Here is a 25224-nt window from a genome sequence, read left to right as displayed (position 1 = left end):
GCGGATAAATGATTTATCTATTATGGCAAAGAAAGGAAATCGCATTCAAGTTATCTTAGAATGCACTGAGCACAAAGAAACTGGTCTTCCAGGCATGTCTCGCTACATCACTACGAAAAATCGTAAAAACACAACAGCACGTATTGAGTTAAAAAAATACAACCCTGTTTTGAAAAAAGTTACTTTACATAAAGAAATTAAATAGGTTGACCCATGGCTAAGAAAGTAGTTGCAACTCTGAAGAAAGAAGGTGGCGTTAAGTACGCTAAGATCATTAAGGCAGTTAAGAATCCTACCACAGGAGCTTATACCTTCAAAGAAGAAATCATCCTTCAAGATGAAGTTAACGCAGCGTTGAAAAACTAATTTTTCAATACCCGTTACCCTATCTTAAAAAAATTGAAGTCCCTTCTTGAAGGGACTTTTTTTATTTTGCTTACCTTCGTATCGAAATACAACAGACCCCATGGGATTATTCGATTTTTTTAAAAAGAAACCAGAACCGCAACAGCAAGAAGAGATTCAAGCGTTAGAGCAAGGTTTAGAGAAAACCTCAACCGGTTTATTCTCTAAAATCGGTCGTGCGGTAGTGGGAAAATCGAAAGTAGATGAGGAGGTATTAGACGAATTAGAAGAGATTTTATTGACGTCTGATGTGGGTGTCGCTACCACGTTGAAGATCATCGAGCGCATCGAGCGCCGCGTAGAACGCGATAAATACGTTTCCACCGAAGAATTAGATAAAGTATTACGCGAAGAAGTCGCAGCTCTTTTAGAAGAAAATCAATCCTCTTCTTTAGAGAATGCCTTCGCTGAACCTGCCCAAAAACCTTACGTCATCATGGTCGTGGGGGTGAACGGCGTAGGTAAAACCACCACCATTGGTAAGCTAGCCTCCCAATTCCACCAAAATGGATTAAAAGTCGTGTTAGGAGCGGCAGATACTTTCCGTGCGGCAGCAGTCGATCAATTGAAGTTGTGGGGAGAACGTGTGGGAATTCCCGTAATTGATCACGGAATGAACACGGACCCAGCAGCAGTAGCTTATGATGCGGTAAAGCAAGCGGTGGACATGAACGCAGATATCGTGATCATCGATACAGCGGGACGTCTACATACGAAGGTTAATTTAATGACTGAGCTAGGTAAAATCAAGCGCGTCATTCAGAAGTTTATCCCAGAAGCTCCACACGAGGTGATGCTGGTTTTAGATGGTTCTACAGGCCAAAACGCCTTCATCCAAGCCCAAGAGTTCACGAAAGTAACCGAGATTACCTCGCTAGCGATTACGAAGCTGGACGGAACCGCTAAAGGTGGTGTGGTGATTGGAATTTCGGATCAATTCAAGATCCCTGTTAAATACATCGGAGTGGGAGAAAAAATCTCCGATCTCCAAGTATTCAACAAGACCACTTTCGTGGATTCGCTTTTCGCGAAAAAATAATTACTTCGCCTTTTCTTTAGCCCAAGTATCTTTCAAGGTAACCGTGCGGTTAAATACCAGCTTATCAGTAGTCGAATCCGCATCTAAGCTATAATATCCTTTGCGGATAAACTGTAACGCTTGACCCTCTTTCGCCGCTTTCAAACCTGGTTCCACATAGACTTTAGGTACAATTTGTAAGGATTCCGGATTGATGAATTTCATGAAATCATCGCCTAATTCTGAGGCATCCTCCACGATCAACAAACGATCAAAATTACGCACCTCAGCCTCCACCGCATGAGCGACAGAAACCCAGTGAATCGTTCCTTTAACGTTGATGCCACTTGTATCTTGACCTGACTTACTTTCTGGGATGTATTCCGCATGCACCTCTGTCACATTCCCTGCCGCATCCGTTTTGAAATCCGTACACGTCACGATATAGGCTCCTTTCAAACGCACCTGCAAGCCCACTCCTAAACGGAAGAACTTCTTAGGAGGATCGATCATGAAGTCCTCTCGCTCAATGTATAATTCATTCGAGAAAGGAACAGAACGCTTCGTGATTAGCTCTGCCTCTGGATTATTTTCAATTTGCAAATCTTCCGTTTTATCGGCTGGATAATTTGTAATGACTAATTTAATCGGGTCTAAAACAGCCATAACTCGATCAGCTGACTTGTTTAGGTCTTCGCGAATACAGAATTCCAGTAAACTCAAATCGATCAAATTGTCGCGTTTCGCTACCCCGATACGCTCGCAGAAATTGCGAATCGATGCCGGAGTAAATCCACGTCTACGTAAACCGGAGATCGTAGGCATGCGAGGATCATCCCAGCCATTCACTACTTTCTCGTTTACTAATTGCAGTAATTTACGCTTACTCATCACGGTGTGAGATAAGTTCAAGCGCGCAAATTCATATTGATGAGAAGGGAAAATCCCTAATTTATCTAAGAACCAGTCGTATAATGGACGGTGAACGTCGAATTCTAAGGTACAGATTGAGTGGGTGATTTCTTCGATGGAATCACTTTGACCGTGTGCAAAATCGTACATCGGGTAGATGCACCATTTGTCGCCTGAACGGTGGTGTTTCACGTGGCGGATGCGGTACATCAAGGGATCACGCATGTGCATGTTCGGATGTGCCATATCGATTTTCGCCCGTAAAACTTTCTCGCCATCGGCATATTTCCCGGCACGCATGTCACGGAATAAGGCCAAATTTTCCTCCACACTCCGGTTTCTATAGGGGCTATTCGCTCCTGGAGAAGTAGGTGTCCCTTTTTGAGCGGCAATTTCTGCCGCCGAAGAATCATCCACATAGGCCAAAGAAAGTGAAATTAACTTTTCTGCAAATAGGTATAAATCCTCGAAATAATCGGATGTATACAATTCATTTGCCCAACTAAAGCCTAACCAAGAAACATCTTTCTTAATCGACTCCACGTATTCTGTTTCCTCCGTCACCGGATTCGTATCATCAAAACGCAAATTAGTTCCCCCTCCAAAACGCTGCGCTAGCCCAAAGTTCAAGCAAATACTTTTCGCGTGACCAATGTGCAAGTAGCCGTTCGGCTCCGGTGGAAAACGAGTCAAAATACCTTTCGGGTATTTTCCTGACACGATGTCCTCAGAAACGATTTCTTCTAAGAAATTCAGGGATTTGGGTTTTAATTCTTCCATGTATTATTTTTCGTGTTCCTTTTCGTGTCGACGAATAAATTTTAAGCTATAAGGTTCAAAAATAAACATTATTTGCCAAAATCCGTAATTTGCAACGCTTTATCGATATGAGAAAAAACAGCCTATTACTCGCTTTATTTATTTGTGGATTTTTCCAAGGCCTAGCCCAATGGACACCCATCACCCTAGAGACCAAAGCTTCTTTCCGAGCGATTCGCTCTCATGGGAAGCACATTTGGATAGGAGGAACGCGCGGAACCGTGATTCATTCGAGCGATGGAGGTACGAATTTCAGCGTAAGTACCGTTCCAGGTGCGGACTCCTTAGACTTTCGTGACCTAGCCATCCTTGATGACCAAACTGTCCTACTGATGAGCGCGGGTCCAGCTGAAAATGGAGCAGCTCGAATTTACCGAACTGAAAACGGGGGCAAAAACTGGAAACTGGCCTATCAAATCAAAGAGAAAGGCTATTTCTTCGATGCAATCATTTGGGAAGGTAAACAAGGGTTGATCTTATCTGATCCGGCAGGGCCGTTTTATGGTTTGATTCGGATTAATAATAAGGGGCGCAACTATCAATTAGTGAACCCGACGAGCCATCCAGAATTACAGAAAGGAGAAGCTGCGTTTGCTGCCAGCGGATCGAGCTTACAGAAAACGAAACAAGGTTATTATATCGTGACGGGTGGCGGCGAAAAAGCGAGAGTGTTATTTAGCAAGGAGGCAATGAAGTGGGAAAGCATTTACGCGGAAATTCCAGGCGGAGAAGGGACTGGTTTTTTTAGTCTAGGAGTTCGCGACGCAAAAAATCTATGGATTGCAGGGGGAAATTTCTCCCGCATTAAGGAAAGCCCGGTTCCCGTGTTAGCGAGTCAAAATGCCGGAATGTCTTGGGTGAAAGTAGTGAATGCTCCAGCGTATTATGTGGAGAAAATCTTATGGGCTGATCCGTATTGGATTCTATCGGGGCCGGCGGAAAGCTCGGCATTTGACACCCTCAAAAAGCAATGGATTAGCCTAGGAAAAAGTCCCTACCATAACATTTGTCAGGTGGGAGATCGAATTTATGGTGTAGGGGGAAGAGGCCAAATCGGTTTCATCAGCCTCTCCCAAATACAACAACTATTTCTTTCTAAAGAATAACGAAATAGGCGTTCCCTCTAGATTGAAGGCTTTACGCATCTGATTCTCCAAGTAACGCTCGTAACTTTCCTTGATGTACTGCGGTAAGTTGCAGAAGAAAATGAAGGTCGGATACGGGGTCGAAACCTGCGTACAATATTTAATCTTAATGTATTTTCCTTTCCAGGCTGGTGGTGGATAACTTTGAATCACCTCCAGCATCACATCGTTTAATTTCGATGTCGAAATCTTTTGCGTGCGGTTTTCATAGACCTTAAGCATTAACTCCAAAGCTTGGAAGATACGCTTCTTCTCCATGACCGATGTAAAGATGACTGGCATATAGTTCAAAGGCGCCATACGCTCCTTGATCGCTTTCTCTAATTGAATCGCGGTATTCGTGTCTTTTGCCACTAAATCCCACTTATTAATCATCAATACGATACCTTTCTTCGCCTTGTCCGCCATGCTGACAATGTTCATATCCTGCGCCTCTAGTCCCGTTAACGGGTCTATCGTGGTCGCATCAATGATAATAATCGCTACATCGCATTCTTCCAAAGCCTTCATCGAACGCAAGACCGAATAGTATTCGATGTTGTCATCGATTCTCGCTTTTCGGCGAATACCGGCTGTATCTGTAATGATGAAATCCTTCCCAAACATCGTGTAGTGATTTTGAATCGCATCACGCGTCGTTCCAGCTTCATCTGTCACAATAGAGCGATCTTTACCTAAGATCGCATTCAAGAAAGAGGATTTTCCCACGTTCGGACGACCTAAGATCGCCACGCGAGGAATCCCTAATTCTGGATTTTCAATTCCTTCATCCTTAAAATGAGAAACCATCACATCGAGCATGTCACCTGTACCACTTCCGCTTTCAGCAGCGATCGCAAATGGATCGCCTAAGCCTAATTCATAAAATTCAGCGGCAGCATAAGCCTTCTCGTGAGTATCGGCTTTATTCGCGATCAAGATAACAGGCTTCTTCGAGCGACGTAAAACGTTCGCGAAATCCTTATCTAAATCTGTTAAACCCGTAGAGCAATCTACGACAAACAATAAAACCGCCGCTTCTTCAATGGCTAATTCTACCTGCTCGCGTATCGCTCCTTCAAATTTATCTTCTGAACCATGCACGTAACCTCCCGTGTCAATCACGGTAAAGAAACGTCCTATCCATTGACCGTAACCATAATGGCGGTCGCGCGTCACCCCGGACACATTGTCCATGATAGCTTTCTTTTGTTCAATCAAGCGATTGAACAAAGTAGATTTCCCTACATTGGGACGCCCCACAATTGCAATAATATTTGACATTCGTTGTTAAATTAATCGAGTGAATACCCGAATGAACGCAGCTTGTCGGTCTTCGCACGCCAATCCGGCTCCACTTTGACAAACTGCTCTAAAAATACTTTTTTACCAAAAAACTTCTCTAAATCTTCTCTTGCCTGGATACCCACTTTCTTGATATTTTCCCCTTTGTGCCCGATGATAATCGCTCTTTGCGATACTCGCTCCACGTAGATTTCCGTAGCAATCCGTAAAATGGTAGGCTCCTCTTTAAAGGAGGTCACCACTACTTCGCACGAGTAAGGAATCTCTTTTTTATAGTTCATGAAAATCTTCTCCCGAACGATTTCGGAGGCAAAGAATTTTTCTGGTTTATCTGTCAGCTCGTCCTTATCAAAAAAGGGCGGATGAACTGGCAAATGTTCCATGAGGTGGCTAAAGATTTGGTCCAAATGAACCGATTCCAAAGCCGATATGGGGATAATCGGACGGCCTGGGAAAATCCCCTGCCAATACGCGACCTTTTCCTCCAATTTCTCTATGGTCACTAAATCAATCTTGTTTAATAAAACAAGAATAGGAGTTTCTGTAAAATCTTTCCAATTGGTCAAAAAGTCCAAATCTTCAAATTCATCAAACACATCCGTCACATACAACACTACATCCGCATCCTCTATGGAGCTTTTAACGAAAGACATCATGGATTTATGTAATTCGTATTTAGGTAATAAAACCCCAGGCGTATCTGAGTAAACGATCTGGTATTCAGTACCCTTGTGCTCTCCATTTAACATCCCCAAAATCCGGTGACGCGTAGTCTGCGCCTTCGAGCTCACAATCGAAAGCCTTTCCCCCACTAATGCATTCATCAGCGTACTCTTCCCCACATTGGGTTTTCCAATAATACTGATAAAGCCTGCTTTGTGTTCGGGGGTCATAAAATATACTTAAAAACTGCCTCAAAAAGGATAGGCAAGAATAATTTCTACAAAGATACTTGTTTTTTCCCAAAGAAACGTGCATCTTTGCACTCCCAATTATATCGCGGGGTGGAGCAGTTGGTAGCTCGTTGGGCTCATAACCCAAAGGTCGTCAGTTCGAGTCTGGCCCCCGCTACTGAAGAGGACAAATCATCATTTTTTGGTTTGTCCTCATTTTTTTTATCTTCATAACTTGTTGAAATAGAAGAACTTACTAACATAAAATTGTTTATGTTTTTGGTTAGATACCCATGGTTTTTCTTATCAAAATAGATACCGCCGGGGAACAAGGTTTGTTGAAGCATTTGTTTGTCCTCAACTGTACATAAATCCCATATTTTGTCCATATTTTGAAGGTTTTTACAAACTTTTGTGATGGTTTCTTCTTGGTTAGATAATGTTGGTTGAATGTTATTCAATTCAAGAGTCTTATTCGTTATTTCATGTTGAATTTTAGGTAGGTACTTTTCAAATAGTTCCTTTGAAATTTCACCTTTAACCATCCTATATTCCATCGCTTCCAATTGGTTTTGTAATTCTTGTAATTGACTCTTGACCTCTTTTTCACGGGCACATTCGGTGAGGTTATAGAACCCCATTACTTTGTTTAATTGAAGTTTAACCAATTCAACGAATTTGGGGTTTATCATGTAACTACTCAATAGGTTTTTAAAGAGGTCTTCCGCACCTATATTCTTTGATGAAGTATTTCCATTTACATTCACTCTACAATGGTTACATTTATAGTAAGTATAACCTTTTGAACGATAACCGGATAAATAGTTACAACAATCATTGCACCGGATAAAGTGTGTTAATGGTTTATAATCTTCTTTCTTTGAATGTTTGTATCCCGAATGATTATTTTTCAATACCTCCTGTAACCTCCTGAAATCTTTTTTGGACACAAGTTTCTCCCAATTACCTTCAACGACCTCCGAAAGCATTTTGTTTCGATTCACACCGCAGTAAAATGGGTTCTTCCAAATTGTACCAAGTTTTTTTCTGTTAATTTCCAACCCTTTTGTCTTGAGGATTTTTGCAATTTCAACATCCGATAGGTTTTCTGTCAATTTCAACATGAACCCTTCTTTGAGAATTCTTCCATCATTGTTAATAACAATCTTTTGCTGTTTTTTAAAGAACCGCTCATCTTTTACTCTTGGACCATAGTGGTCATAACCTACTGGCGCCGTTCCAAACCACTTACCCTCTTTCATGTGACGAACTATCCGAGGTTTAACGGTATCTACTCGGTCCATATTTTCTTTTTTACTATCCAATAGTTTTTGTTGAATTTTAAACAGACCTTTCTCTGTTAATGTGTTAAGGTCAGAAGACACCTCGAATAAATGAACACCACAACTTTGTAAATCTTCAACGATACTGATGGCGGAACCACCAGTACGTGAAAATCGATTGACATCATAAACTACAATACCATAGGGTTTTCTCTTTGATTTCTTTATGAAGTCCATCATAGATTTAAATTCTTTTCGATTGAAATCACTCTTGGCACTTTCATTTTTTTGACCGAACGTGTTGATTATTTCATAACCTTTGTCCTGGCAAAAATTGTTAATTTCACTTACCTGAAAATCAATACTGTTATTGTCCTCTAATTGGCGGCGTGAAGATACTCGTGAATAAACTACAACACCACGATAGGTATTGGTCTTTTTTTCTTCTTTTTTAATGAATTTGTTGAAGTCGGAAATATTAGCGTTTCCCATAATTGTAAAATTTTTCTGTTGTTAATAATAAAATCTCTTTTAGTTTTTCAATATCATGTTCTCCCAAGTTTGGGAAAACACCCATAATCTCCGCGTCGGTGAGGAGATAATCCTTAATTGGTAATGGGTCATCTTCAATATCGTCAAACTCTGATTTATTATATTCAGAATCGTAACCTGACATATTCTCATAATCTTACTGGCACTCTTTATCATGTTCCAAAGAACAATCTGGTTGTACTTAATGGGGTATTTTATCCCACATTAAAAAATATACACAAAAAAAACCATAAAAAGAAATCAAGGTCAAAAAAGATTTTGATAGGTTCGGGGACAAATGAATTTGGCCACGATCCAGAATTCGGGATGCTTGATTGGTAATTATTTAACACTTCGAAATGACTTTTCTTAAACTCACTTGTATTTATCAAATGACAGGGTAGTACTTGATTGAAATTCTTCTACCCAAAACATGTCATCAAAAATTATATGGATACTCATTTAAGTATTAAACGTGTTGGAAGACCAAGGTTATCACTAACCACAGAAGAATACAATATCAGGAGAAGAAAACAGAATAAAATCAATAAACGAAACCAAAGACTACGTGAGAAATTATTAAACGAAACTAACACAGAACCTATGGTGGATTTTAATACAAAGTATCGGAATGATTTAATCAAAGGTTTATCTTCAATGAATTTTAATTACCACTTAACCGGTACGTTCGACCTCAACAAGAAAGAACGAGACTATATCAAAGAATTGAACAAAGATATTCAAGGTGAAATCCAACGACATGAATATGAGTTCAACTACCAGAACACTCATATCAACAATTTATCAGGACTAAAACGATACATCAACAACTACTTGAATTTTCTAAACAAAGGTAAATTGTTTAAGAATTGTATAGTGTTTTTTGAACTCGGTGAAAACAAAAAATACCATACCCATATTCTATTTCAAACACCTGTCAGATACCAAGAATTCAAAAGAATTTCAAAAAACGGTTGGTTATTGGGACACTCTACTACTACCTCTATTTATAATGAAGAAGAAGTACTTGAATATGTAACCAAGGAATTAGAACCTACATCAAATCAAAGGTCAAAACTTAATTTGGTCGATAATTGGTTCATTTGGAACACTATGACACCCACTCCGGCACCATACACCTGTGTAGATAGAAGTATCCGCTCTTCCTGGAGACCTCCGGTGGTGTCTCCTGTATGGGTACCCACCTGTAAATGACCTAACCTCGATTAAAATAATTCTTTGTACTCACTTCAACTCACTCTTAACCATGATTGAATTCACCTTTCAGAGTATCAATTTTACTGGATATACCAATCAAATTATTAGATTATTACCAATTATCTCCTAATGATATGGTACCCTAAATGAAATAAGGAGGTCCCGGTAAATAATTCGTACTCACTACAGTAAAATTTCATTTTTTGAAATATTTATATGTATGAAGAACATATATTCAATAGAAGAAATGATGGGTACTGATGTGTCAGACTTTCCATCATATATCAATGAAGTCATCGATGATAAATTATCAAAGATTGGCCAGGATTTAACCCAATACCATTACTATACCATTACCATCGACAAACAAATCACCCGAACCAACTATCATTCATTTGATATGGAAAAGGTACAGGATATATCAAGGAAATTCACGAACGGACTATCCACATTAGGTTCGGTTACCAATCGACAATTCTTTTCAAACCATTTTGTTGGCGGTATCAAAACCACATCGATACATCAATCATCTCCAGAGGATTATCCTGTAATAAGTCTTAATTATGGTTTGTTCTCAAATGATGATAACCTTGATATACGTATCAAAAGTCAATTGACCACCCGGATTAAAATGATTGACCACACTTTGGTACCACGGATTGAATATCATGGAAAATTTTCACATGGTAATGTTATGGAAACCATCCCAAATCTTACCCAAGTAGATTATTCGTCCGTACCGGTAAAAAAACTACACAACCGTACCATACAACAGATATTTGATAATAACTTTCAACGACCACGTTATTTTGGTATTCTTTATAAGGTAAAATGAAGATAATATTAAACACCCCACAGGTCCTAAGACTTCTTAAACGTATCCAAGATGAAAACCCTAATACTCAAATTTCATTGTATGGATTGGCATCAGAAATTACCCAACAAATTCTTGATAACCCTACCGGTACCACAAGTAATAAGTTTGAAAAAAACTATACATTAGTTGGTAACAAGATTTCCCACAACCACGACCCCAATAATTTGTAATTTTCAACATTTTGTATTAATTTTAGTCTGTGACTTTTAAGGTAACAAAATGAAGATAAAATACAACAGAGTTTCTCATGTTTCCCAATCAGGTAACAGATTTACCGAAGACAACGACACTTACGATTTGGTGATTATGGACAAAGTGAGTGGTTCTGTTTCATTCAAGGATAGAGTGGGTGGGAAAAAGGTGGTGGAACTTGTAGAGAATGGGTCATTGGAGACACTTGTTTCCGAGGAATTTTCAAGACTTGGCCGAAACACCGGTGATGTAATCAGAACTCTTGAATGGTTGGACGAAAATAAGGTGAATGTAATCATTCGTAACCTTGGGTTACAATCTCGTCCTAACGGTCAAAAGAACCCGATTTGGAAGATGATTTCATCTGTTATGTCTTCACTATACGAGATGGAATTGGAAAACATTAAGGAACGTACATCAGTTGGTCTTCAAGTATATATACAGAACGGTGGTAAGTTAGGAAGACCCGTTGGTTCCAATCAATCGGAACATGATTTTCTTCAAAAGGAAACCACTCAAAAGGTACTGTTCTACTTAAAAAAAGGTAAAACCGTACGTGACATATCACACAAGTTAGGGTGTTCTAATTCTACGGTTATAAAGACCAAGAAATTGGCTATCAAACACCAATTAATCAACACAGATAAAAAATCAGAACCTTCAAAATTTAAGTTTTTTCATTAAAAACTAAAAAATTAGTTGTTAAACTAAAAAATTAGTTGTAGGTTTGTTTTCATAAATCAGAAACAATGAATAAACCATTAACTAAAGCTGAAGAACAGGTTATGCAGGTCCTTTGGAAGTTAGAAACCGCTTATCTGAAAGACCTGGTAGATGCAATGCCGGCACCCAAGCCACATAGTAATACCATTGCAACAATATTAAAAATCTTAATGGACAAAGGGTATATCTCTCATAAAGTACATGGTAGAGTACATTGTTATGAACCATCTATAAGCAAGGAAGAATACTCATCATCAAGTATTAAAACATTGGTTGAGGGATATTTTGAGGGCTCATTTTCAGATGTAGTTTCTTTTATGGTAAAACATGAGGATTTAAAAGTCTCAGATTTAGAATTACTTCTTCAACAGATAAAAAACAAAAAATAACAAGGATGACACCTATACTATTTTATGTATTGAAAGTTATCCTATGTAGCGCAATACTATACACTTATTACTGGTTGGTTTTAAGAAACAATCAGTTCCATCAATACAACAGGATTTACTTGTTGGGATGTACGGTACTTTCATGGTTAATGCCATTGATTAAAATTGAAATAATAAAAGAACAACTTGTTGAAACGCCTAACATGTTACACGTTGCTAATATTATTGCCACCACGAATACTACAATTGAACAAGACGTAATTGATAACAGTGTCCATTTTTCTTGGGACAATCTTATATTAATATTCGGGTTATCAATTTCTATTTTTTTAATGGTAAGGGTTATAAAATCTTTAATGAACATTAGAAAATTTATAAGAATATATCCTTTGAAAGAATTATCCGGTATGTATTTAATCCTAACTGATGTTAAAGGAGCACCATTTTCATTTTTTAAATATATTTTTTGGAATACTTCTATCGATTTGAAAAGTGAGGTTGGGAAGAGGATTCTCGCTCACGAAATTGTACATGTTGAGGAGCATCATTCTTTTGACAAATTATGGATTGAATTGCAATTAGTGGTAGGCTGGTTCAATCCCGTTACGTGGTTAATAAAAAATGAATTGTATTTGATACATGAATTTATTGCAGACCACAAATCCATAGAAAATCAAGACACTGGTGTATTGGCCGAATTACTATTTTCATCGGCATATCCGGCACAAAACCATTTATTAACTAATTCATTTTTCTTTTCACCAATTAAACGCAGAATCCAAATGTTTTCAAAATCCAAAAACACTAAATTTAGTTATCTAAGAAGATTAACTATTTTACCAATTATTGCAGCAACAGTATTATTATTTGCATTTAGAAATGGCACCGTTGCTTCAAAACCAATTACCAAATTAGATAGAAAATATACAGTAGTTATAGATGCTGGGCATGGTGGGAATGACCTTGGTGCAACTGCATTAGACGGAACTAATGAAAAGGATTTGGTTTTAGACATTGCCTTAAAGGTGAAATCTTTAAACAACAATCCTAATATTGAAATCTTACTATCAAGAGATTCTGACAAATCTGTTAAACTTTCAGAAAGAACTAATTTTGCAAATTCAGCAAATGCAAACATGTTTATATCAATTCATTTGAATAATGATGCTTCTAAATTAGGTACCGGAACCGCATGTTACGTTCCATTTAAAAAGAACGAGTATGTGGTTGAGAGTAACTTGTTAGCTAAGAATATCTTAATGGCAACAAGTAATTTATTCAAAGAGAGCAAATTGGTCAATAGCGGTGATAATGGAATTTATGTCATAGAAAATACAAAAATGCCATCAGTATTATTTGAATGTGGATTTATCAGTAATTCAAAGGATTTGAAAATTATTCAATCAAATGAAGATAAAATTGCAAGAATGATTTTAGATGGTGTTTCTTCATACCTATCTAATAAAAAATAAAGTAAAACATCCTCCAAAACGGAGGAAGTAGTGTTACGTTGTTTTATACAGTGAAAACTGCTTCAACATTTCACTACAAAGATTTATTAATTCAGAATATCTTCAAATACACTTGATAATTGGTGTAAATCCATCAATATAGAGTTAGAGATTTGTAACGTACTGACTACATTGAAAAGAGGTCTTGCAAAAGACCTCTTTTTTTATGACCGACATTTTACCGTTAAATAAATAAATAACCGCTTAATAATTCTTTTAGTAAAGCTATTCTCAAAAAAGTTAGGTTTGTTTCATAATCTAACCAATCATGAGAAAAACGTTGAAAATTCCTGGATTAGACCAATGCCCAGTAGAAGACATTGTCAGCATCGAAGGAAAAGGTAATTACACCACCATATTCTTAAAAAATGGCCAAACGATTTTAATGGCAAAGACATTAAAGAAATTTGAGTCTCAATTACGCCTAGGAACCTTTCTTCGCATCCACAAGTCTTATCTTGTGAACAAAGTAAATGTGATAGGACACGACCTAAACGACACGAAGACGGTAAAAACAGTTTTAAACCAATCCCTTCCTGTATCCCGAAGAAAACTAGATTTGGTCAGAGGACAATTATCCTAATCTTTCCACATAAAAAAGGGCCTCGATTTTCATCGAGGCCCTTTTTATTTTTACCCTACTGCTTAGTTGGCTTGTGGCGCCATTAAGCTGAAGAATTGATCTAACTTAGGAGTTACGATAATCTCCGTACGGCGATTTTCCTTACGTCCTTTAGCTGTTTTATTAGCTGTAGCTGGCTCATATTCACCACGTCCACCTGCTGTTAAGCGCTCTGGATCTACATCAAACTTCGTTTGCAATACACGAACTACTGAAGTAGCACGCTTTGCAGATAAATCCCAGTTGTCTTGGATACAATCAGTAGAGATAGGCACTGAGTCAGTATGTCCTTCTACTAATACATCAAGCTCCTTGTGGTCATTTAACACCTTCGCTACTTTCGCTAGTACAGCAACCGCTTTAGCGTTAACCACCGCACTTCCTGATGCAAACATCAAGTTGTCGGAGATAGAGATATAAACAACCCCTTTCTTTACCTCAACAGTTACATCTTCATCATTTACATCAGCTAATGAACGCTTCAAGTTCATCACTAAAGATAAATTCAATGAATCCTTACGTTGGATAGATGAGTTCAAATCTTTGATGTATTTTCCTTGTTCGTTTAAGGCATCCAAAGACTTGCGGATACTCTCTGCACCCGATTTATTAATAACTGAAAGATCAGATAAACGATCTAATAAATTAGTATTTGTCTTCTTGAAATAGTCTAATTGCTCTTGTAAAGCTTTCAATTGACCATTTTTTGCTTCTAAATCAGTATCTCTTTTTTTCAATTCACCTTGTAGGCTGGCTGTCAAAGATTGGCAATCTGATAAATCTGCTTTCGCTTTCGATAAAGCTGAGCTACTTGAAGCTTGTAATTGAGTTAGTTGTGATTCCATATCCGCTAGTTTCTTCTTCCCTACACAAGAAGTAAATAAGAAAGGCATCATTGCGAATACCAAGAGTAGTTTTTTCATAACGCAGTTTAAGTTTAATTATCAAGCAAAAATAAGGATCTACTTTAATATATGTATCCCGAAATACATTTTTTTCTAAATTGTTTTTAAAATTTCTCCGGCATCAACTTCTAAAACCTGATTTACAGAAGACATAACTTCAAAAAAGACCTGTAATTTTTCTGGAGGAACTCGATCATAAATCAACTTATTGAATGCAATAACCCCCTTTCTGGCTTGATCACGCTTCTTCTTTCCAATCTCTGTTAAAAAAATCTTAACGACACGTTTATCCTCATAATTAGCAGATCTTTCAATCCATTTCTTTTCTTCTAATGTTTTTAACATCCGAGTTAATGATCTAGCCTCTAAGCCTAATGCTGGGGCTATCTTAGTAGCTGGAGTACCATCTTTGTGAATGTGAAGCAGAACATACCCAATAGCCATCGTCATATCAAACTGAGCGGAATAGGTGTTATACATGCGACTAATGGCATACCAACCGGTCTTTATGTGAAAATCAATCGTCTCTTCTGCTTTCATAGGGGTACTATCTTTTGTGCGAACTGGGTATACGAAACATACCTTTGGACAAAAATGAACTAAAAAAAAATAGGATGCAAGCATCCTATTTCCTTAATCCATTATAAGCAATCGATTATTGAACTCGATTACCTTTCATTCTTTTTGAATTTACTTTTAATCCACTTAAAGATGACTTCATGATCATCAACCTAACCCGTGGCGTTTTGGTTACTGACTTAGTCAAGCCTTCATATTTTTGGTTATAGACCAAGTATTTATTCCCTTCAAAGTTCAAACGTGAAATAGAAGAACTACCTGTTTCGTCTACGAGCTGATAAAAATATTCTCCACGCTCTCCTAAAACGGGAGCAAAAACCAAGCTATTTGATTCTTTAGCTGGATTGTCAAAAGAAACATACAGTTTATCCCCGTCCTGTTTTAATAAAGCACCTGGCGTCTGCTTTTCTAAGCTAACTCGGTTAATGGACTTGCCGTTTTTGAAAACCAAGGCACCAGCCTTCACATTCGCATCCGACGAGCTCATCTCTCTTTCTAAAATCAAACCATTATCATTATAGAACTGAATCTTTTGCAAGGGAATATTACTTTCCTTCACGGTTGCTAAAATAGACCCGGTTAAAAAGGCCTTTTCTGAGCAGGAGCTTAATAAGACCGTTGCAAATAATAAAATGGCAAGTTTTTTCATGAGAATGTTAGTTAACGCCTTCGGCTAAAACAAGTACTCGATTATTCAAAACTTCAACAACTCCTCCTTCGATTTGGAAGACCTCTTTATCAGCCGTTAATTCTCCTTTTGCTAAAGTAGAAACGATGGCTGCGTGGTCATTTAAAATTTGGAAGGAACCATTAACGCCAGGTAAAGTCACCACAGATGCTTCTGCAGAGAAAACTTTACGATCCGGTGTAATAATTTCTACAAACATAATTTTATTTATTTAGCAGCCTCAGCTAATAATTTCTCTCCTTTCACTACCGCATCCTCAATAGTACCTACTAAGTTGAAAGCAGCTTCTGGAAGGTGATCGTATCCACCATCGATGATCGCGTTGAAACCTTTGATCGTATCGTTGATATCTACAAGAACGCCTTTTAAGCCTGTAAATTGTTCTGCCACGAAGAAAGGTTGTGACAAGAAACGTTGTACACGGCGAGCACGAGAAACAACTAATTTATCTTCTTCCGATAATTCATCTAAACCTAAGATCGCGATGATATCTTGTAATTCTTTATAACGTTGTAAGATTTCCTTCACACGTTGAGCCGTGTTGTAGTGAGCATCGCCCAATACTTCTGCAGATAAGATACGTGAGGAAGAATCCAATGGATCCACCGCTGGGTAGATACCTAATTCAGCAATCTTACGAGATAATACGGTGGTAGCATCTAAGTGAGCAAACGTGGTTGCGGGAGCTGGATCCGTTAAGTCATCGGCAGGTACGTAAACCGCTTGTACAGAGGTAATCGAACCACGCTTCGTGGAAGTGATACGCTCTTGCATCGCACCCATTTCTGTTGCTAAGGTTGGTTGGTAACCTACCGCAGATGGCATACGACCTAAAAGGGCAGATACCTCAGATCCCGCTTGTGTAAAACGGAAGATGTTATCGATAAAGAATAGGATATCACGACCTTGACCTTCGCCGTCCCCATCACGGAAGTGTTCCGCAACTGTTAATCCTGATAAAGCTACACGAGCACGGGCTCCAGGAGGCTCGTTCATTTGACCGAACACTAGGGTAGCTTGTGATTTTGCTAGTTCTGTTTGATCTACTTTAGAAAGATCCCACTCGCCAGCTTCCATCGCGTGCTTAAATTCCTCACCATACTTGATAACGCCTGATTCAATCATCTCACGTAATAAGTCGTTACCCTCACGAGTACGCTCACCTACACCTGCGAATACCGAAAGACCTTCGTATGCTTTGGCAATATTATTAATCAACTCCATGATCAATACGGTTTTACCTACACCGGCACCACCGAATAAACCAATCTTACCACCCTTTACGTAAGGTGCTAACAAGTCAATCACTTTAATTCCTGTGAATAAAACTTCTGTAGTTGTTGCTAATTCGTCAAATTTAGGCGCAGCACGGTGAATCGGCAATCCTTTGTCTGACTTAGGTTGAGCGATACCATCGATGGCATCACCTACTACGTTAAACAAACGACCTTTAATGCCTTCTCCTGTAGGCATTGTCATCGGAGTACCTTTATCGATTACCTCTTGTCCACGTTGAAGACCTTCCGTTCCTTCCATCGCAATCGTTCTTACGCGATCCTCTCCTAAGTGCTGCTGCACCTCAAGAACAAGCGTTTGACCATTTGATTTCGTTACTGAAAGAGCATTCAAGATCGCTGGTAAATGTGATCCTTCACCTTCGAAGCTCACATCGACAACGGGTCCAATTACTTGCGCAACTTTTCCTTTATTAACTGCGTTTGCCATTTGAATTTTAATTTGTTAGCTAAAAACTAATGAATTTATGTTGTTTCCGAATATCTATCACATTCGGACTGCAAAATTAGCCTCAAAATTCGAATTTACCAAAACTGAAATTAGTATTTTTCAACTATTTTTTGCCAAAATCCGCCAATTTCTTTGAATGAATCGTAGTTTGTGTGAAATTTAGGAATTCAATTTTTGGACCAAAATATGCGCTTGACTCTGCCCTCTTTTTCGAAAAGCATTTTTTATGCCTGCTCCTTGCTGTTAATTACAGTTTTGGGACTTTGGATGTGGGGAGGAACCGCACTTTTTAGCTGGGTTGAGATCTCGGAAATGATGCCTTTTGAAAAAGTGGTAGATACGCAAGCTGGCCAAAATTTGCACACGAACGTATATTTTATCCGCCAAAACTTTCAAATTCAATCAGTAACACTGGACGCGACGCCAGAGATCATTGGATTCATATTAGCAATTATCGGTGTTTTTGTCGTGCTATTTTCCTTTATACCGGCCTGGCAGTCCATTATCGGTGCCACTTTGTGGTTAGGAATTGTGTCATTTACCCTATCTGACGCTTCGTTTCCCGCCTTGGCACAAATTATTTCTAGACAACTATTTAGCTTGAGTTTATTGGCTTTGGCAGGTTTATCGGTCTTGAGCGCGGCCGCCATTCCTTCCTTATTGATGGGCTTGGCGCAAGGGCGTGATCGGATGGTTTCGAAGAAGAATCGGACGATCTTGGGTTTAGTATGGGGAATCAATTTGCTTTTAACTTTTGGCAATCAACGTTTTGACCTAGGCATTAGAACTGCTATTCCAGCCTTTATATGGGTGCTCATAGCTATGGGAGTTTTTATGTACCAAAACAAAGATAACAAGACGCTACTGGGATTATTCCTTCTGTCCATCTCTGCTTTAATACCGATCCTGTGGCACGCAAACACACCAGGTTTACAGGCGATAGAAAGCTGGAATTTGATTAATCAGGTATTAATGGGTCTACTTTTTCCTTTATTCATTATCCGCAATTTTGGACCGCTACTTTCAAAAAACTTACCCATCCATAAAGTCATATACAAAGCAGCGATACTTCCGCTACACTTAATTCAAATCGGAGTGCTTATTTTAAGCCTGGGGGCAGTTTTCGCTTTCAATTCAGGCGCCTACCATCTGGGAATGGCGGCCAAAGAAAATTATTCAGGTGATGTAGCCACCTTATTAGAGGACCGGACGATGGCAGAGATCCACTACAAGAATGCCACCTTGCACAGTCGCTTAAATACAAAAAGCAATTTAAGTCTTGCCGCCCTCGCCCAACAAGCCGGCGACACAGAGAGTTTTGCCTATTATGTCGCTACTAGCCAAAGCATCAATAAAGACCCTGCGCTATCTGTAGCATTGGCCAACATTTTTGCCGCAGAAAACCATCCCTTCGATGCACTATTTACGTTGCAGAAAAGCAATGCTACAGATCCGCGCATTGCCACTCAAATTGCCTTGCAATACGAAAGACTGGCCTCGCCGGATTCCGCTGCCTATTTTTACAATCAAGCCTATGACTCAGCACCAGAGAACCCGCTCTACCTAGCGAATAAAATCTACGCTGATAAGATTTACTTAAAGCAAAAACCGGAATTCAACCCTTCTGAGGACTTGGCTGTACAGGCTAATCTAGTAGCCTCTGGAATTCCTACCGCACCGATGAATCCTACCTTTACTCCAAAAGCAGATTTGCGCGATTTGGTCTACTTGTATAATGGGTTATTATTTTGGAAGCAAAAAGCCCCGGTATATGATCTAGCTAGCTGGCAAAAATCCCTCTCTGCCATTTTCCCAGAACTAGAACTTTTAAAGTCTTGGCAACATTTTTACCATGCTAAGCCTTTAGTTGCCTTGAATCAATTAAATATATCGATCGCGGCAGACACGACGCAGGGTTCGGGAATGATGGGTGTTTTAGCTTTTTGGAAATATGCCACGGCCTTTCCGGTGAAGACACCCCCTATTTCGCGTACGAATGCGGTAGAAATTTTAGAAAAATACCCTTTTCAAATCCCTGTTTTACAACAGGCCATCCCACTCGTACCTACGAAAAAAGGCTACGAGGCAGCGCTATCTGCTTTACAATGGAACGAGCAAAACCCCGCATATTATCCAATTTACGCCATGCAGGCGCTTAAAATGGGTGAAATTAACTATGCAGACGAGGCGATGGAAAAATTGAGAACGCTAAATCCTGTACTTTACCAAGCCTCGCAGGCGAGCTACTTAGCTGAAAAACAACGCGCTCTAGAAAAAACTAAATTTTAGGGCTTGTATAATTAAGTGACATTCTGTACTTTTGCAGTCCTAATTAATTTAAGTAGCGGAGTAAATGGTTCTTTCGCTGCTTAACCATTTAAAGAACCATCTTTTATGAATCAAAAAATTCGCATTAAGCTGAAGTCATTTGACCACTCTTTGGTAGACAAATCAGCAGAGAAAATCGTTAAAGCGGTAAAAGCTACAGGAGCTGTTGTTTCTGGCCCTATCCCACTTCCAACAAAAATTGAGAAATTCACTGTTTTACGTTCACCACACGTTAACAAGAAAGCACGTGAGCAATTCCAATTATGTACTTACAAGCGTCTAATTGACATCTTCTCTTCTTCTGCAAAAACAGTAGATGCTTTGATGAAATTAGAATTGCCATCAGGAGTAGACGTAGAAATCAAGGTTTAAGGACCTGTCAAGCTGTAAGCTTGATGAATAAATATTTTGTTTTACCTTTGCAAGCCCCAATCGAAATGATGGGCTGCTTTAACAAATAAAGAAATGAAAAGAACTTTTCAACCCTCTGTACGTAAGAGAAAGAACAAACACGGTTTCCGTGAGCGTATGTCTACGGCAAACGGTCGTCGCGTATTGACAAACCGTCGTGCTAAAGGACGTCACAAGTTGACTGTTTCAGACGAAAAAAGAGGCAAATAAGCCATAGATCTTAGAAAAGAAGATTTCTGGTTTGCTATTGTTGTACACTTAGTATTCCTGCTTTGAAATTTACATTTTCTAAATCAGAGCGTCTAACGCACATTAAGATTATAGATTCCTTGTTCGAGAAGGATAGTCGAATCGTTGAAGAGCGATTTGTCTATCCTTTTCGCGTTTTATACATCCAAGAGAATCCCTACGAAAAGGATTTAGCAAATCCGCAGATTTTGATTTCGGTTCCCAAACGCCGTTTCAGCAAAGCCGTGGACCGCAATACCCTCAAGCGTCGTATTCGCGAAGCCTATCGCCTGAATAAACCTCATTTTCAAGGAGAGGGGAAAGCAAAACTTCCAGATGTATTGGCTTTTGTCTATATTGGTTCTTCCATCGAGCCATCGGACAAAATCCATAAAAAAATGGCCACTATTTTAGACAAATTCACCCAAACGAATGAAGCAACTACTTAAAATAAGCCTTCTCGTATTTTTAGGATTAGGCTTATGGGCCTTTAGCCGGGCCGATCAGTTGTTTGATCTCGCTAAAAACCTGGACATATATGCTAGCGTCATCAAAGAACTCAATCAATTTTATGTGGATCCGATTGATCCAAATAAAGTGGTTCAAAACTCTATCGATGGCATGCTGGATCAATTAGATCCTTACACAGTCTATTATCCAGAGGAAGATTTGGACGAATTCACTACACTAACCACTGGAAAGTACGAAGGAATCGGCATCAGAGCTTCTTGGGTGGACAAAGGTTATTTTGTTACCTATGTAGACGAATCGAGCCCTGCTTTGCAAGCTGGACTCCAAACAGGAGATCAATTAATCTCCATCAATGGCACCCAGATTACGGAAGATTCTGACCCGAGTATGCTAATCAAAGGACCTAAAGACAGTAAATTGGTCGCTCAGATTAAACGAGGAGAGGCTCAGCTTACTTTAACCATCAACCGATCCACTGTTCAAATCAAAAATGTGGGCTATGCAGGAATCATTCGACCAGGTATCGGTTACATCCAGTTAGAAGAGTTTAATCAATCTGCCACAAAAGAAATGAAGGCAGCCCTCGTTCAATTAAAGAAAGAGGGAATGAAGAAGTTAATCCTGGATTTACGCAACAATCCCGGCGGTTTATTGACCCAAGCCATTGACATTTGCAACTTTTTTTTAGCTAAAGAAACACCCATCGTAAGTACAAAGGGTAAATTACAAGAGTGGAATGCAAATTATAAAGCTTTAAATTCCAGCTGGGATACCTCTCTACCTATTGTCGTTTTGATCAATCAGAACTCAGCTTCTGCAGCTGAAATTGTGGCGGGAGTTTTACAGGATTATGATCGGGCGACCATTGTGGGCCAACGGAGTTTTGGAAAAGGACTGGTGCAGGTGACACGCGATTTACCTTACCGTGCAAAAATCAAAATTACCACGGCAAAATATTATATTCCGAGTGGTCGTTGCATTCAAGCCATCGATTATTCCGAAAATAAGGACACGACAAAGCGCGAATTCAAAACGCGAAACGGCAGAAAAGTCAATGCTGGAGGTGGAATTGAACCTGATGTATTGGTGGGTAGGCCTCAAGCGAATAGTTTAATTCAGCAATTGATTAAAGAGAAAATCTTTTTTCAATATGCCCGTCTTTATAAATTACAACATACTACAATTGTGCCTGCTGCTAGATTTAGTGTGACGGATAAAGAATTCGAAGATTTCGTTCAATGGGTAAAGGCTAGCCCATTCAAGTATGAAAGTCCGTTAGAAAAACAGATGCGTGAATTACTCAAAGAAACGCAGAAAGACCCTTTGTATGCGAATTTGACGGCAACACTAGAGAAAATCAAGCCAGAGTGGGATTCGTCAGTCGCTAAAGAAATGAATGCGAACAAAAAAGTAATTTCGGCGTTATTGGAACAAGAAATAGTGCACCATTATTACCTGAAAAAAGGGATTAATGAATGGTCTTTTGAAAATGATCCGAGCCTTTTAAAAGGGGTGGAATTAATCACTGCATTGAAATGAGTCTGATCCTTAGTTTAGATACATCGACCCAAAATTGTTCCGTTGCCTTACACGATAAAGGGCAATTGATCAGTCAGGAATTGGTTGCGGAAGAGGGTTCTCATTCCAAAGCCCTCACTTTATTGATTGAAACGGTAATTAAGACGGCGGGTTGCTCACTACAAGACATTTCCGCCGTCGCCGTTTCAAACGGACCCGGTTCTTATACTGGTTTGCGCATAGGTTTAGCGACGGCGAAGGGAATTTGCTTCGCTTTAGACAAGCCTTTAATCTGTCTACCCACCTTGCAGGTATTAGCCTCAGCCGTTCAAACGCCGGCTGATGTCTTACTTTTACCCCTATTAGATGCCCGAAGAATGGAAGTTTATGCAGCAGTGTACTCGTCAACACTAGAGGAATTATCTCCACAAGAAGCTCATATTCTAAGCCCAGAGTCTTTCCAGGAATTCAAGCCTATACTTGCTTTTGGAAATGGATCAGCAAAATGGCAAGAAAGCTGCTCGCATCCATCCATCACCTTTTTGGAAGGACCTTTATTGCCAGAGGCAAAATATATGGGTAAATTAGCCTATGAGGCCTATTTGAACGAAAAATTCGAGAATCTCGTTACGAAAGAGCCTGATTATTTGAAAGAATATATGGGCACCAAACCGAAACTTAAATCCTTGTAACATGGCGGAGGAAATCATCAATAGAGTAAACCAAAGTGGGCTAACGCAAATCGATTTAGAAGATTTACGCATTCCAGGAGACCGTGTTTTCATCGACATAAAAGAGCAATTATTCCAAGGTATCGCCTTGAGAGAGAAGGACTTTAGGGAGTTCATCGCTAGTAATGATTGGTCGAGCTACGCAGGAAAGCACGTAGCAGTTGGTTGCAGCGAAGATGCGATTATCCCCACCTGGGCCTATATGTTATTAGGCGTTCAGTTGACTCCTTTTGCGAAGACACTCGTTTTCGGAAATTTGGCCGATTTAGAAAAGACCTTGTTTGAACAAACTTTGTCGAAGATAAATCCGGAAGATTTTCAAGATGCCAAAATCGTCATCAAAGGTTGCTCTAAAGAATCGGTTCCCACAGATGCCTACCTAAAAATTACCCAATTATTACAGCCAGTGGCAAAGAGCTTGTTTTATGGAGAACCTTGCAGCACGGTTCCGCTTTATAAAAGAAAATCGTAATTTTGATTTATGTCCACTGAAACGCAAGCACAATACCAATTTATTGATAAGATCATCCAGCATCACTTAGGTGAAAACACCGAGGTGAAGGACCTAGAATTTTTCTATGGGGGGAATTTTAACTTGGCAGTGCGTGTGCAATTAAAAAATGCGGACGAATACTTCATCAAATGGAACCAAGGAGATCACCAAGGTTTGTTTGACGCAGAGGCGAAAAACTTAGATTTGATCGGAAAAACTTCCTCCATCTCCGTACCGAGCGTTATGGGAACGGGAACGATGGAAGAGAAAGAATACTTGATGATGGAATGCATTCCTTCAGGAGAAAAGGCGGCAAATTACTGGGTTGATTTTGGGGAGAAGCTGGCTCTATTACATAAAAATTCGTCGAAAAACGGCCATGGACTTGATTATACCAACTACATCGGCGCGGCTCCACAAATCAATTCTTGGAATCAGGATGGTATCGCGTTTTTCATCGAACATCGCTTACGCAACCAATTAGCTAGAGCGATCTATGATCGTAAGATCGACGCTGCTTTAGAGGCGAAATTTGAAGTATTGTTTGAGAAACTACCTTCGCTTTTGCCCAATGAAAAGTCCGCTTTATTACATGGGGATCTTTGGTCAGGCAATGTAATGACAAACCCAGCAGGATTAATTACACTCGTGGATCCTGCTTGCTATTATGGATTTAGAGAGGCGGAGCTTGCCTTTACAACGATGTTTGGAGGGTTCGAAGAAAGTTTCTACGAAGCCTATAACGCGAACTTTCCCATTGAAAACGGATTCCACGAACGCATCCCCTTGTACAATCTGTACCCACTCTTAGTGCACGTCAACCTTTTCGGAGAAGGTTATTTGCCTGCTGTTAAGAAGATTGTAGATTCGTATTAACCACTTCATCCACATCCTTCGCACCTGGAAAGAAGGAAACTAGTTTCCGTAAGATTTCTTCCATTACCGCATCAGGACATGAAGCACCACACGTCAATAAGACGCGTACTTTCTCTTTCGCTGGAATAAAGTTGTAGGTAGTGTTTTCTTCTTTTGTAGCGTTTTCAAAATGTAAAACCTCTTCTGCTGAAATCAACTTCTCCGCATTCTTGATGAAAAAGGTCGGTAATTTCGCCACGCACAAGTCAACTAAGTGAGCCGTGTTCGAAGAATTATAGCCGCCGGCGACAATCGCAAAATCGGCCTCCTCGGCTAATAAACCATAGGTTGCACTTTGGTTATCGTTCGTCGCATAGCAAAGCGTATCGCGCGTGTCAGCAAAATAATCCTTGATATTTTCTGGTGCCACTTGGTAGTGCAAGCGGATA

At 39.4% G+C, this 25224-nt stretch carries 28 protein-coding genes, 1 tRNA gene and 1 pseudogene; 19 read left to right on the top strand and 11 right to left on the bottom strand.

Features of this window, described 5'->3' with window-relative positions; translation table 11 throughout:
• Positions 1-22 precede the first annotated feature (22 nt).
• The 3 genes from rpmG to ftsY all read left to right on the top strand — a co-directional run bounded on the left by rpmG (position 23) and on the right by ftsY (position 1444).
• Entirely contained in the window at positions 23-205 is a 183-nt protein-coding gene (gene rpmG, locus ACILP5_RS09570; RefSeq protein ID WP_223131507.1) for a 50S ribosomal protein L33, read from the top strand.
• A gap of 8 nt (positions 206-213) precedes the next feature.
• Positions 214-366, top strand: a complete 153-nt coding sequence (locus ACILP5_RS09565; RefSeq protein WP_109324168.1) for a DUF4295 domain-containing protein — start codon at positions 214-216, stop codon at positions 364-366.
• A gap of 100 nt (positions 367-466) precedes the next feature.
• Positions 467-1444 (top strand): signal recognition particle-docking protein FtsY, encoded by a 978-nt coding sequence (gene ftsY / locus ACILP5_RS09560; RefSeq protein ID WP_395618420.1) that lies wholly within the window; start codon positions 467-469, stop codon positions 1442-1444.
• On the opposite strand, the gene ACILP5_RS09555 is transcribed toward ftsY, so the two are convergent.
• On the bottom strand, positions 1445-3115 hold the full coding sequence (locus ACILP5_RS09555; protein WP_395618419.1) for a glutamine--tRNA ligase/YqeY domain fusion protein: 1671 nt from the start codon (positions 3113-3115) through the stop codon (positions 1445-1447). It abuts the gene before it with no gap.
• A 107-nt stretch (positions 3116-3222) separates the two neighbouring features.
• Between ACILP5_RS09555 and ACILP5_RS09550 the strand changes: the two genes are divergently transcribed.
• On the top strand, positions 3223-4260 hold the full coding sequence (locus ACILP5_RS09550) for a WD40/YVTN/BNR-like repeat-containing protein (protein WP_395618418.1): 1038 nt from the start codon (positions 3223-3225) through the stop codon (positions 4258-4260).
• On the opposite strand, the gene der is transcribed toward ACILP5_RS09550, so the two are convergent.
• Positions 4240-5562 (bottom strand): ribosome biogenesis GTPase Der, encoded by a 1323-nt coding sequence (gene der / locus ACILP5_RS09545; RefSeq protein ID WP_395618417.1) that lies wholly within the window; start codon positions 5560-5562, stop codon positions 4240-4242. The genes ACILP5_RS09550 and der overlap by 21 nt on opposite strands.
• A gap of 11 nt (positions 5563-5573) precedes the next feature.
• The gene (era, locus tag ACILP5_RS09540) at positions 5574-6476 is read right to left on the bottom strand and encodes a GTPase Era (RefSeq protein ID WP_395618416.1); all 903 of its coding nucleotides are present in this window, start codon (positions 6474-6476) and stop codon (positions 5574-5576) included.
• A gap of 105 nt (positions 6477-6581) precedes the next feature.
• On the opposite strand from era, the gene ACILP5_RS09535 reads away from it, so the two are divergent.
• A tRNA-Met gene (locus ACILP5_RS09535) sits at positions 6582-6654 on the top strand.
• On the opposite strand, the gene ACILP5_RS09530 is transcribed toward ACILP5_RS09535, so the two are convergent.
• Complete coding sequence (locus ACILP5_RS09530; RefSeq protein WP_395618431.1) at positions 6614-8251, bottom strand: recombinase family protein; 1638 nt, start codon at positions 8249-8251, stop codon at positions 6614-6616. The two genes, ACILP5_RS09535 and ACILP5_RS09530, sit on opposite strands and share 41 nt — an antisense overlap.
• The gene (locus tag ACILP5_RS09525; RefSeq protein WP_395618415.1) at positions 8238-8435 is read right to left on the bottom strand and encodes a hypothetical protein; all 198 of its coding nucleotides are present in this window, start codon (positions 8433-8435) and stop codon (positions 8238-8240) included. The genes ACILP5_RS09530 and ACILP5_RS09525 overlap by 14 nt, the downstream gene beginning before the upstream one ends.
• A gap of 305 nt (positions 8436-8740) precedes the next feature.
• On the opposite strand from ACILP5_RS09525, the gene ACILP5_RS09520 reads away from it, so the two are divergent.
• The 6 genes from ACILP5_RS09520 to ACILP5_RS09495 all read left to right on the top strand — a co-directional run bounded on the left by ACILP5_RS09520 (position 8741) and on the right by ACILP5_RS09495 (position 13783).
• Positions 8741-9505, top strand: coding sequence for a hypothetical protein (locus tag ACILP5_RS09520; RefSeq protein WP_395618414.1), 765 nt, complete (start codon positions 8741-8743; stop codon positions 9503-9505).
• A 223-nt stretch (positions 9506-9728) separates the two neighbouring features.
• Positions 9729-10343: a hypothetical protein gene (locus ACILP5_RS09515; protein ID WP_395618413.1), complete on the top strand. Its 615-nt coding sequence runs from the start codon at positions 9729-9731 to the stop codon at positions 10341-10343.
• A 261-nt stretch (positions 10344-10604) separates the two neighbouring features.
• Positions 10605-11261 (top strand): recombinase family protein, encoded by a 657-nt coding sequence (locus ACILP5_RS09510; RefSeq protein WP_395618412.1) that lies wholly within the window; start codon positions 10605-10607, stop codon positions 11259-11261.
• A 65-nt stretch (positions 11262-11326) separates the two neighbouring features.
• A complete protein-coding gene (locus ACILP5_RS09505; protein WP_395618411.1) occupies positions 11327-11689 on the top strand; it encodes a BlaI/MecI/CopY family transcriptional regulator in 363 nt (120 codons plus the stop codon).
• Between the two features lie 149 nt (positions 11690-11838).
• Complete coding sequence (locus tag ACILP5_RS09500) at positions 11839-13161, top strand: N-acetylmuramoyl-L-alanine amidase (RefSeq protein WP_395618410.1); 1323 nt, start codon at positions 11839-11841, stop codon at positions 13159-13161.
• Positions 13162-13468: 307 nt separating this feature from the next.
• Complete coding sequence (locus ACILP5_RS09495) at positions 13469-13783, top strand: LytR/AlgR family response regulator transcription factor (RefSeq protein WP_395618409.1); 315 nt, start codon at positions 13469-13471, stop codon at positions 13781-13783.
• A gap of 62 nt (positions 13784-13845) precedes the next feature.
• Here ACILP5_RS09495 and ACILP5_RS09490 read toward each other — a convergent pair whose 3' ends face one another.
• From ACILP5_RS09490 to atpD, 5 genes are all read right to left on the bottom strand, one after another.
• Positions 13846-14745: a flagellar motor protein MotB gene (locus tag ACILP5_RS09490; protein WP_395618408.1), complete on the bottom strand. Its 900-nt coding sequence runs from the start codon at positions 14743-14745 to the stop codon at positions 13846-13848.
• Between the two features lie 75 nt (positions 14746-14820).
• The gene (locus tag ACILP5_RS09485) at positions 14821-15267 is read right to left on the bottom strand and encodes a MarR family winged helix-turn-helix transcriptional regulator (RefSeq protein ID WP_395618407.1); all 447 of its coding nucleotides are present in this window, start codon (positions 15265-15267) and stop codon (positions 14821-14823) included.
• Between the two features lie 115 nt (positions 15268-15382).
• Entirely contained in the window at positions 15383-15955 is a 573-nt protein-coding gene (locus ACILP5_RS09480; protein WP_395618406.1) for a hypothetical protein, read from the bottom strand.
• Between the two features lie 7 nt (positions 15956-15962).
• On the bottom strand, positions 15963-16193 hold the full coding sequence (locus tag ACILP5_RS09475; RefSeq protein ID WP_130895339.1) for a F0F1 ATP synthase subunit epsilon: 231 nt from the start codon (positions 16191-16193) through the stop codon (positions 15963-15965).
• An 8-nt stretch (positions 16194-16201) separates the two neighbouring features.
• A complete protein-coding gene (gene atpD / locus ACILP5_RS09470) occupies positions 16202-17719 on the bottom strand; it encodes a F0F1 ATP synthase subunit beta (protein ID WP_395618405.1) in 1518 nt (505 codons plus the stop codon).
• A gap of 207 nt (positions 17720-17926) precedes the next feature.
• On the opposite strand from atpD, the gene ACILP5_RS09465 reads away from it, so the two are divergent.
• From ACILP5_RS09465 to ACILP5_RS09430, 8 genes are all read left to right on the top strand, one after another.
• Positions 17927-20029, top strand: coding sequence for a hypothetical protein (locus tag ACILP5_RS09465; protein ID WP_395618404.1), 2103 nt, complete (start codon positions 17927-17929; stop codon positions 20027-20029).
• A gap of 105 nt (positions 20030-20134) precedes the next feature.
• A complete protein-coding gene (gene rpsJ / locus ACILP5_RS09460; protein ID WP_130895342.1) occupies positions 20135-20440 on the top strand; it encodes a 30S ribosomal protein S10 in 306 nt (101 codons plus the stop codon).
• Between the two features lie 93 nt (positions 20441-20533).
• Complete coding sequence (gene rpmH, locus ACILP5_RS09455; protein WP_130895343.1) at positions 20534-20689, top strand: 50S ribosomal protein L34; 156 nt, start codon at positions 20534-20536, stop codon at positions 20687-20689.
• A 62-nt stretch (positions 20690-20751) separates the two neighbouring features.
• The gene (locus tag ACILP5_RS09450; RefSeq protein WP_395618403.1) at positions 20752-21156 is read left to right on the top strand and encodes a ribonuclease P protein component; all 405 of its coding nucleotides are present in this window, start codon (positions 20752-20754) and stop codon (positions 21154-21156) included.
• Complete coding sequence (locus tag ACILP5_RS09445) at positions 21140-22717, top strand: S41 family peptidase (protein ID WP_395618402.1); 1578 nt, start codon at positions 21140-21142, stop codon at positions 22715-22717. The genes ACILP5_RS09450 and ACILP5_RS09445 overlap by 17 nt, the downstream gene beginning before the upstream one ends.
• The gene (tsaB, locus tag ACILP5_RS09440) at positions 22714-23388 is read left to right on the top strand and encodes a tRNA (adenosine(37)-N6)-threonylcarbamoyltransferase complex dimerization subunit type 1 TsaB (protein ID WP_395618401.1); all 675 of its coding nucleotides are present in this window, start codon (positions 22714-22716) and stop codon (positions 23386-23388) included. Before ACILP5_RS09445 ends, tsaB begins: the two co-directional genes overlap by 4 nt.
• 1 nt (position 23389) lies before the next feature.
• A complete protein-coding gene (locus tag ACILP5_RS09435) occupies positions 23390-23899 on the top strand; it encodes a DUF2480 family protein (RefSeq protein WP_395618400.1) in 510 nt (169 codons plus the stop codon).
• A gap of 9 nt (positions 23900-23908) precedes the next feature.
• A complete protein-coding gene (locus ACILP5_RS09430; RefSeq protein WP_395618399.1) occupies positions 23909-24796 on the top strand; it encodes a fructosamine kinase family protein in 888 nt (295 codons plus the stop codon).
• Here ACILP5_RS09430 and ACILP5_RS09425 read toward each other — a convergent pair.
• Positions 24771-25224 (bottom strand): annotated as a pseudogene (locus ACILP5_RS09425) (4-hydroxy-3-methylbut-2-enyl diphosphate reductase); the annotation flags it as partial. The gene ACILP5_RS09430 and the pseudogene ACILP5_RS09425 overlap by 26 nt on opposite strands.

The sequence above is a fragment of the Aquirufa sp. genome, from assembly GCF_044239315.1.
Classification (GTDB): domain Bacteria; phylum Bacteroidota; class Bacteroidia; order Cytophagales; family Spirosomataceae; genus Aquirufa.
The sequence above is the reverse complement of the archived record's forward strand: the minus strand, read 5'-3'. Positions and strand labels throughout refer to the sequence as shown.

Bases quoted from the DNA above. Each gene is read 5' to 3' on its own strand.
- rpmG (WP_223131507.1), top strand. From the start codon at position 23: ATGGCAAAGAAAGGAAATCGCATTCAAGTTATCTTAGAATGCACTGAG.
- ACILP5_RS09565 (WP_109324168.1), top strand. From the start codon at position 214: ATGGCTAAGAAAGTAGTTGCAACTCTGAAGAAAGAAGGTGGCGTTAAG.
- ftsY (WP_395618420.1), top strand. From the start codon at position 467: ATGGGATTATTCGATTTTTTTAAAAAGAAACCAGAACCGCAACAGCAA.
- ACILP5_RS09555 (WP_395618419.1), bottom strand. From the start codon at position 3,115: ATGGAAGAATTAAAACCCAAATCCCTGAATTTCTTAGAAGAAATCGTT.
- ACILP5_RS09550 (WP_395618418.1), top strand. From the start codon at position 3,223: ATGAGAAAAAACAGCCTATTACTCGCTTTATTTATTTGTGGATTTTTC.
- der (WP_395618417.1), bottom strand. From the start codon at position 5,562: ATGTCAAATATTATTGCAATTGTGGGGCGTCCCAATGTAGGGAAATCT.
- era (WP_395618416.1), bottom strand. From the start codon at position 6,476: ATGACCCCCGAACACAAAGCAGGCTTTATCAGTATTATTGGAAAACCC.
- ACILP5_RS09530 (WP_395618431.1), bottom strand. From the start codon at position 8,251: ATGGGAAACGCTAATATTTCCGACTTCAACAAATTCATTAAAAAAGAA.
- ACILP5_RS09525 (WP_395618415.1), bottom strand. From the start codon at position 8,435: ATGTCAGGTTACGATTCTGAATATAATAAATCAGAGTTTGACGATATT.
- ACILP5_RS09520 (WP_395618414.1), top strand. From the start codon at position 8,741: ATGGATACTCATTTAAGTATTAAACGTGTTGGAAGACCAAGGTTATCA.
- ACILP5_RS09515 (WP_395618413.1), top strand. From the start codon at position 9,729: ATGAAGAACATATATTCAATAGAAGAAATGATGGGTACTGATGTGTCA.
- ACILP5_RS09510 (WP_395618412.1), top strand. From the start codon at position 10,605: ATGAAGATAAAATACAACAGAGTTTCTCATGTTTCCCAATCAGGTAAC.
- ACILP5_RS09505 (WP_395618411.1), top strand. From the start codon at position 11,327: ATGAATAAACCATTAACTAAAGCTGAAGAACAGGTTATGCAGGTCCTT.
- ACILP5_RS09500 (WP_395618410.1), top strand. From the start codon at position 11,839: ATGCCATTGATTAAAATTGAAATAATAAAAGAACAACTTGTTGAAACG.
- ACILP5_RS09495 (WP_395618409.1), top strand. From the start codon at position 13,469: ATGAGAAAAACGTTGAAAATTCCTGGATTAGACCAATGCCCAGTAGAA.
- ACILP5_RS09490 (WP_395618408.1), bottom strand. From the start codon at position 14,745: ATGAAAAAACTACTCTTGGTATTCGCAATGATGCCTTTCTTATTTACT.
- ACILP5_RS09485 (WP_395618407.1), bottom strand. From the start codon at position 15,267: ATGAAAGCAGAAGAGACGATTGATTTTCACATAAAGACCGGTTGGTAT.
- ACILP5_RS09480 (WP_395618406.1), bottom strand. From the start codon at position 15,955: ATGAAAAAACTTGCCATTTTATTATTTGCAACGGTCTTATTAAGCTCC.
- ACILP5_RS09475 (WP_130895339.1), bottom strand. From the start codon at position 16,193: ATGTTTGTAGAAATTATTACACCGGATCGTAAAGTTTTCTCTGCAGAA.
- atpD (WP_395618405.1), bottom strand. From the start codon at position 17,719: ATGGCAAACGCAGTTAATAAAGGAAAAGTTGCGCAAGTAATTGGACCC.
- ACILP5_RS09465 (WP_395618404.1), top strand. From the start codon at position 17,927: ATGCGCTTGACTCTGCCCTCTTTTTCGAAAAGCATTTTTTATGCCTGC.
- rpsJ (WP_130895342.1), top strand. From the start codon at position 20,135: ATGAATCAAAAAATTCGCATTAAGCTGAAGTCATTTGACCACTCTTTG.
- rpmH (WP_130895343.1), top strand. From the start codon at position 20,534: ATGAAAAGAACTTTTCAACCCTCTGTACGTAAGAGAAAGAACAAACAC.
- ACILP5_RS09445 (WP_395618402.1), top strand. From the start codon at position 21,140: ATGAAGCAACTACTTAAAATAAGCCTTCTCGTATTTTTAGGATTAGGC.
- tsaB (WP_395618401.1), top strand. From the start codon at position 22,714: ATGAGTCTGATCCTTAGTTTAGATACATCGACCCAAAATTGTTCCGTT.
- ACILP5_RS09435 (WP_395618400.1), top strand. From the start codon at position 23,390: ATGGCGGAGGAAATCATCAATAGAGTAAACCAAAGTGGGCTAACGCAA.
- ACILP5_RS09430 (WP_395618399.1), top strand. From the start codon at position 23,909: ATGTCCACTGAAACGCAAGCACAATACCAATTTATTGATAAGATCATC.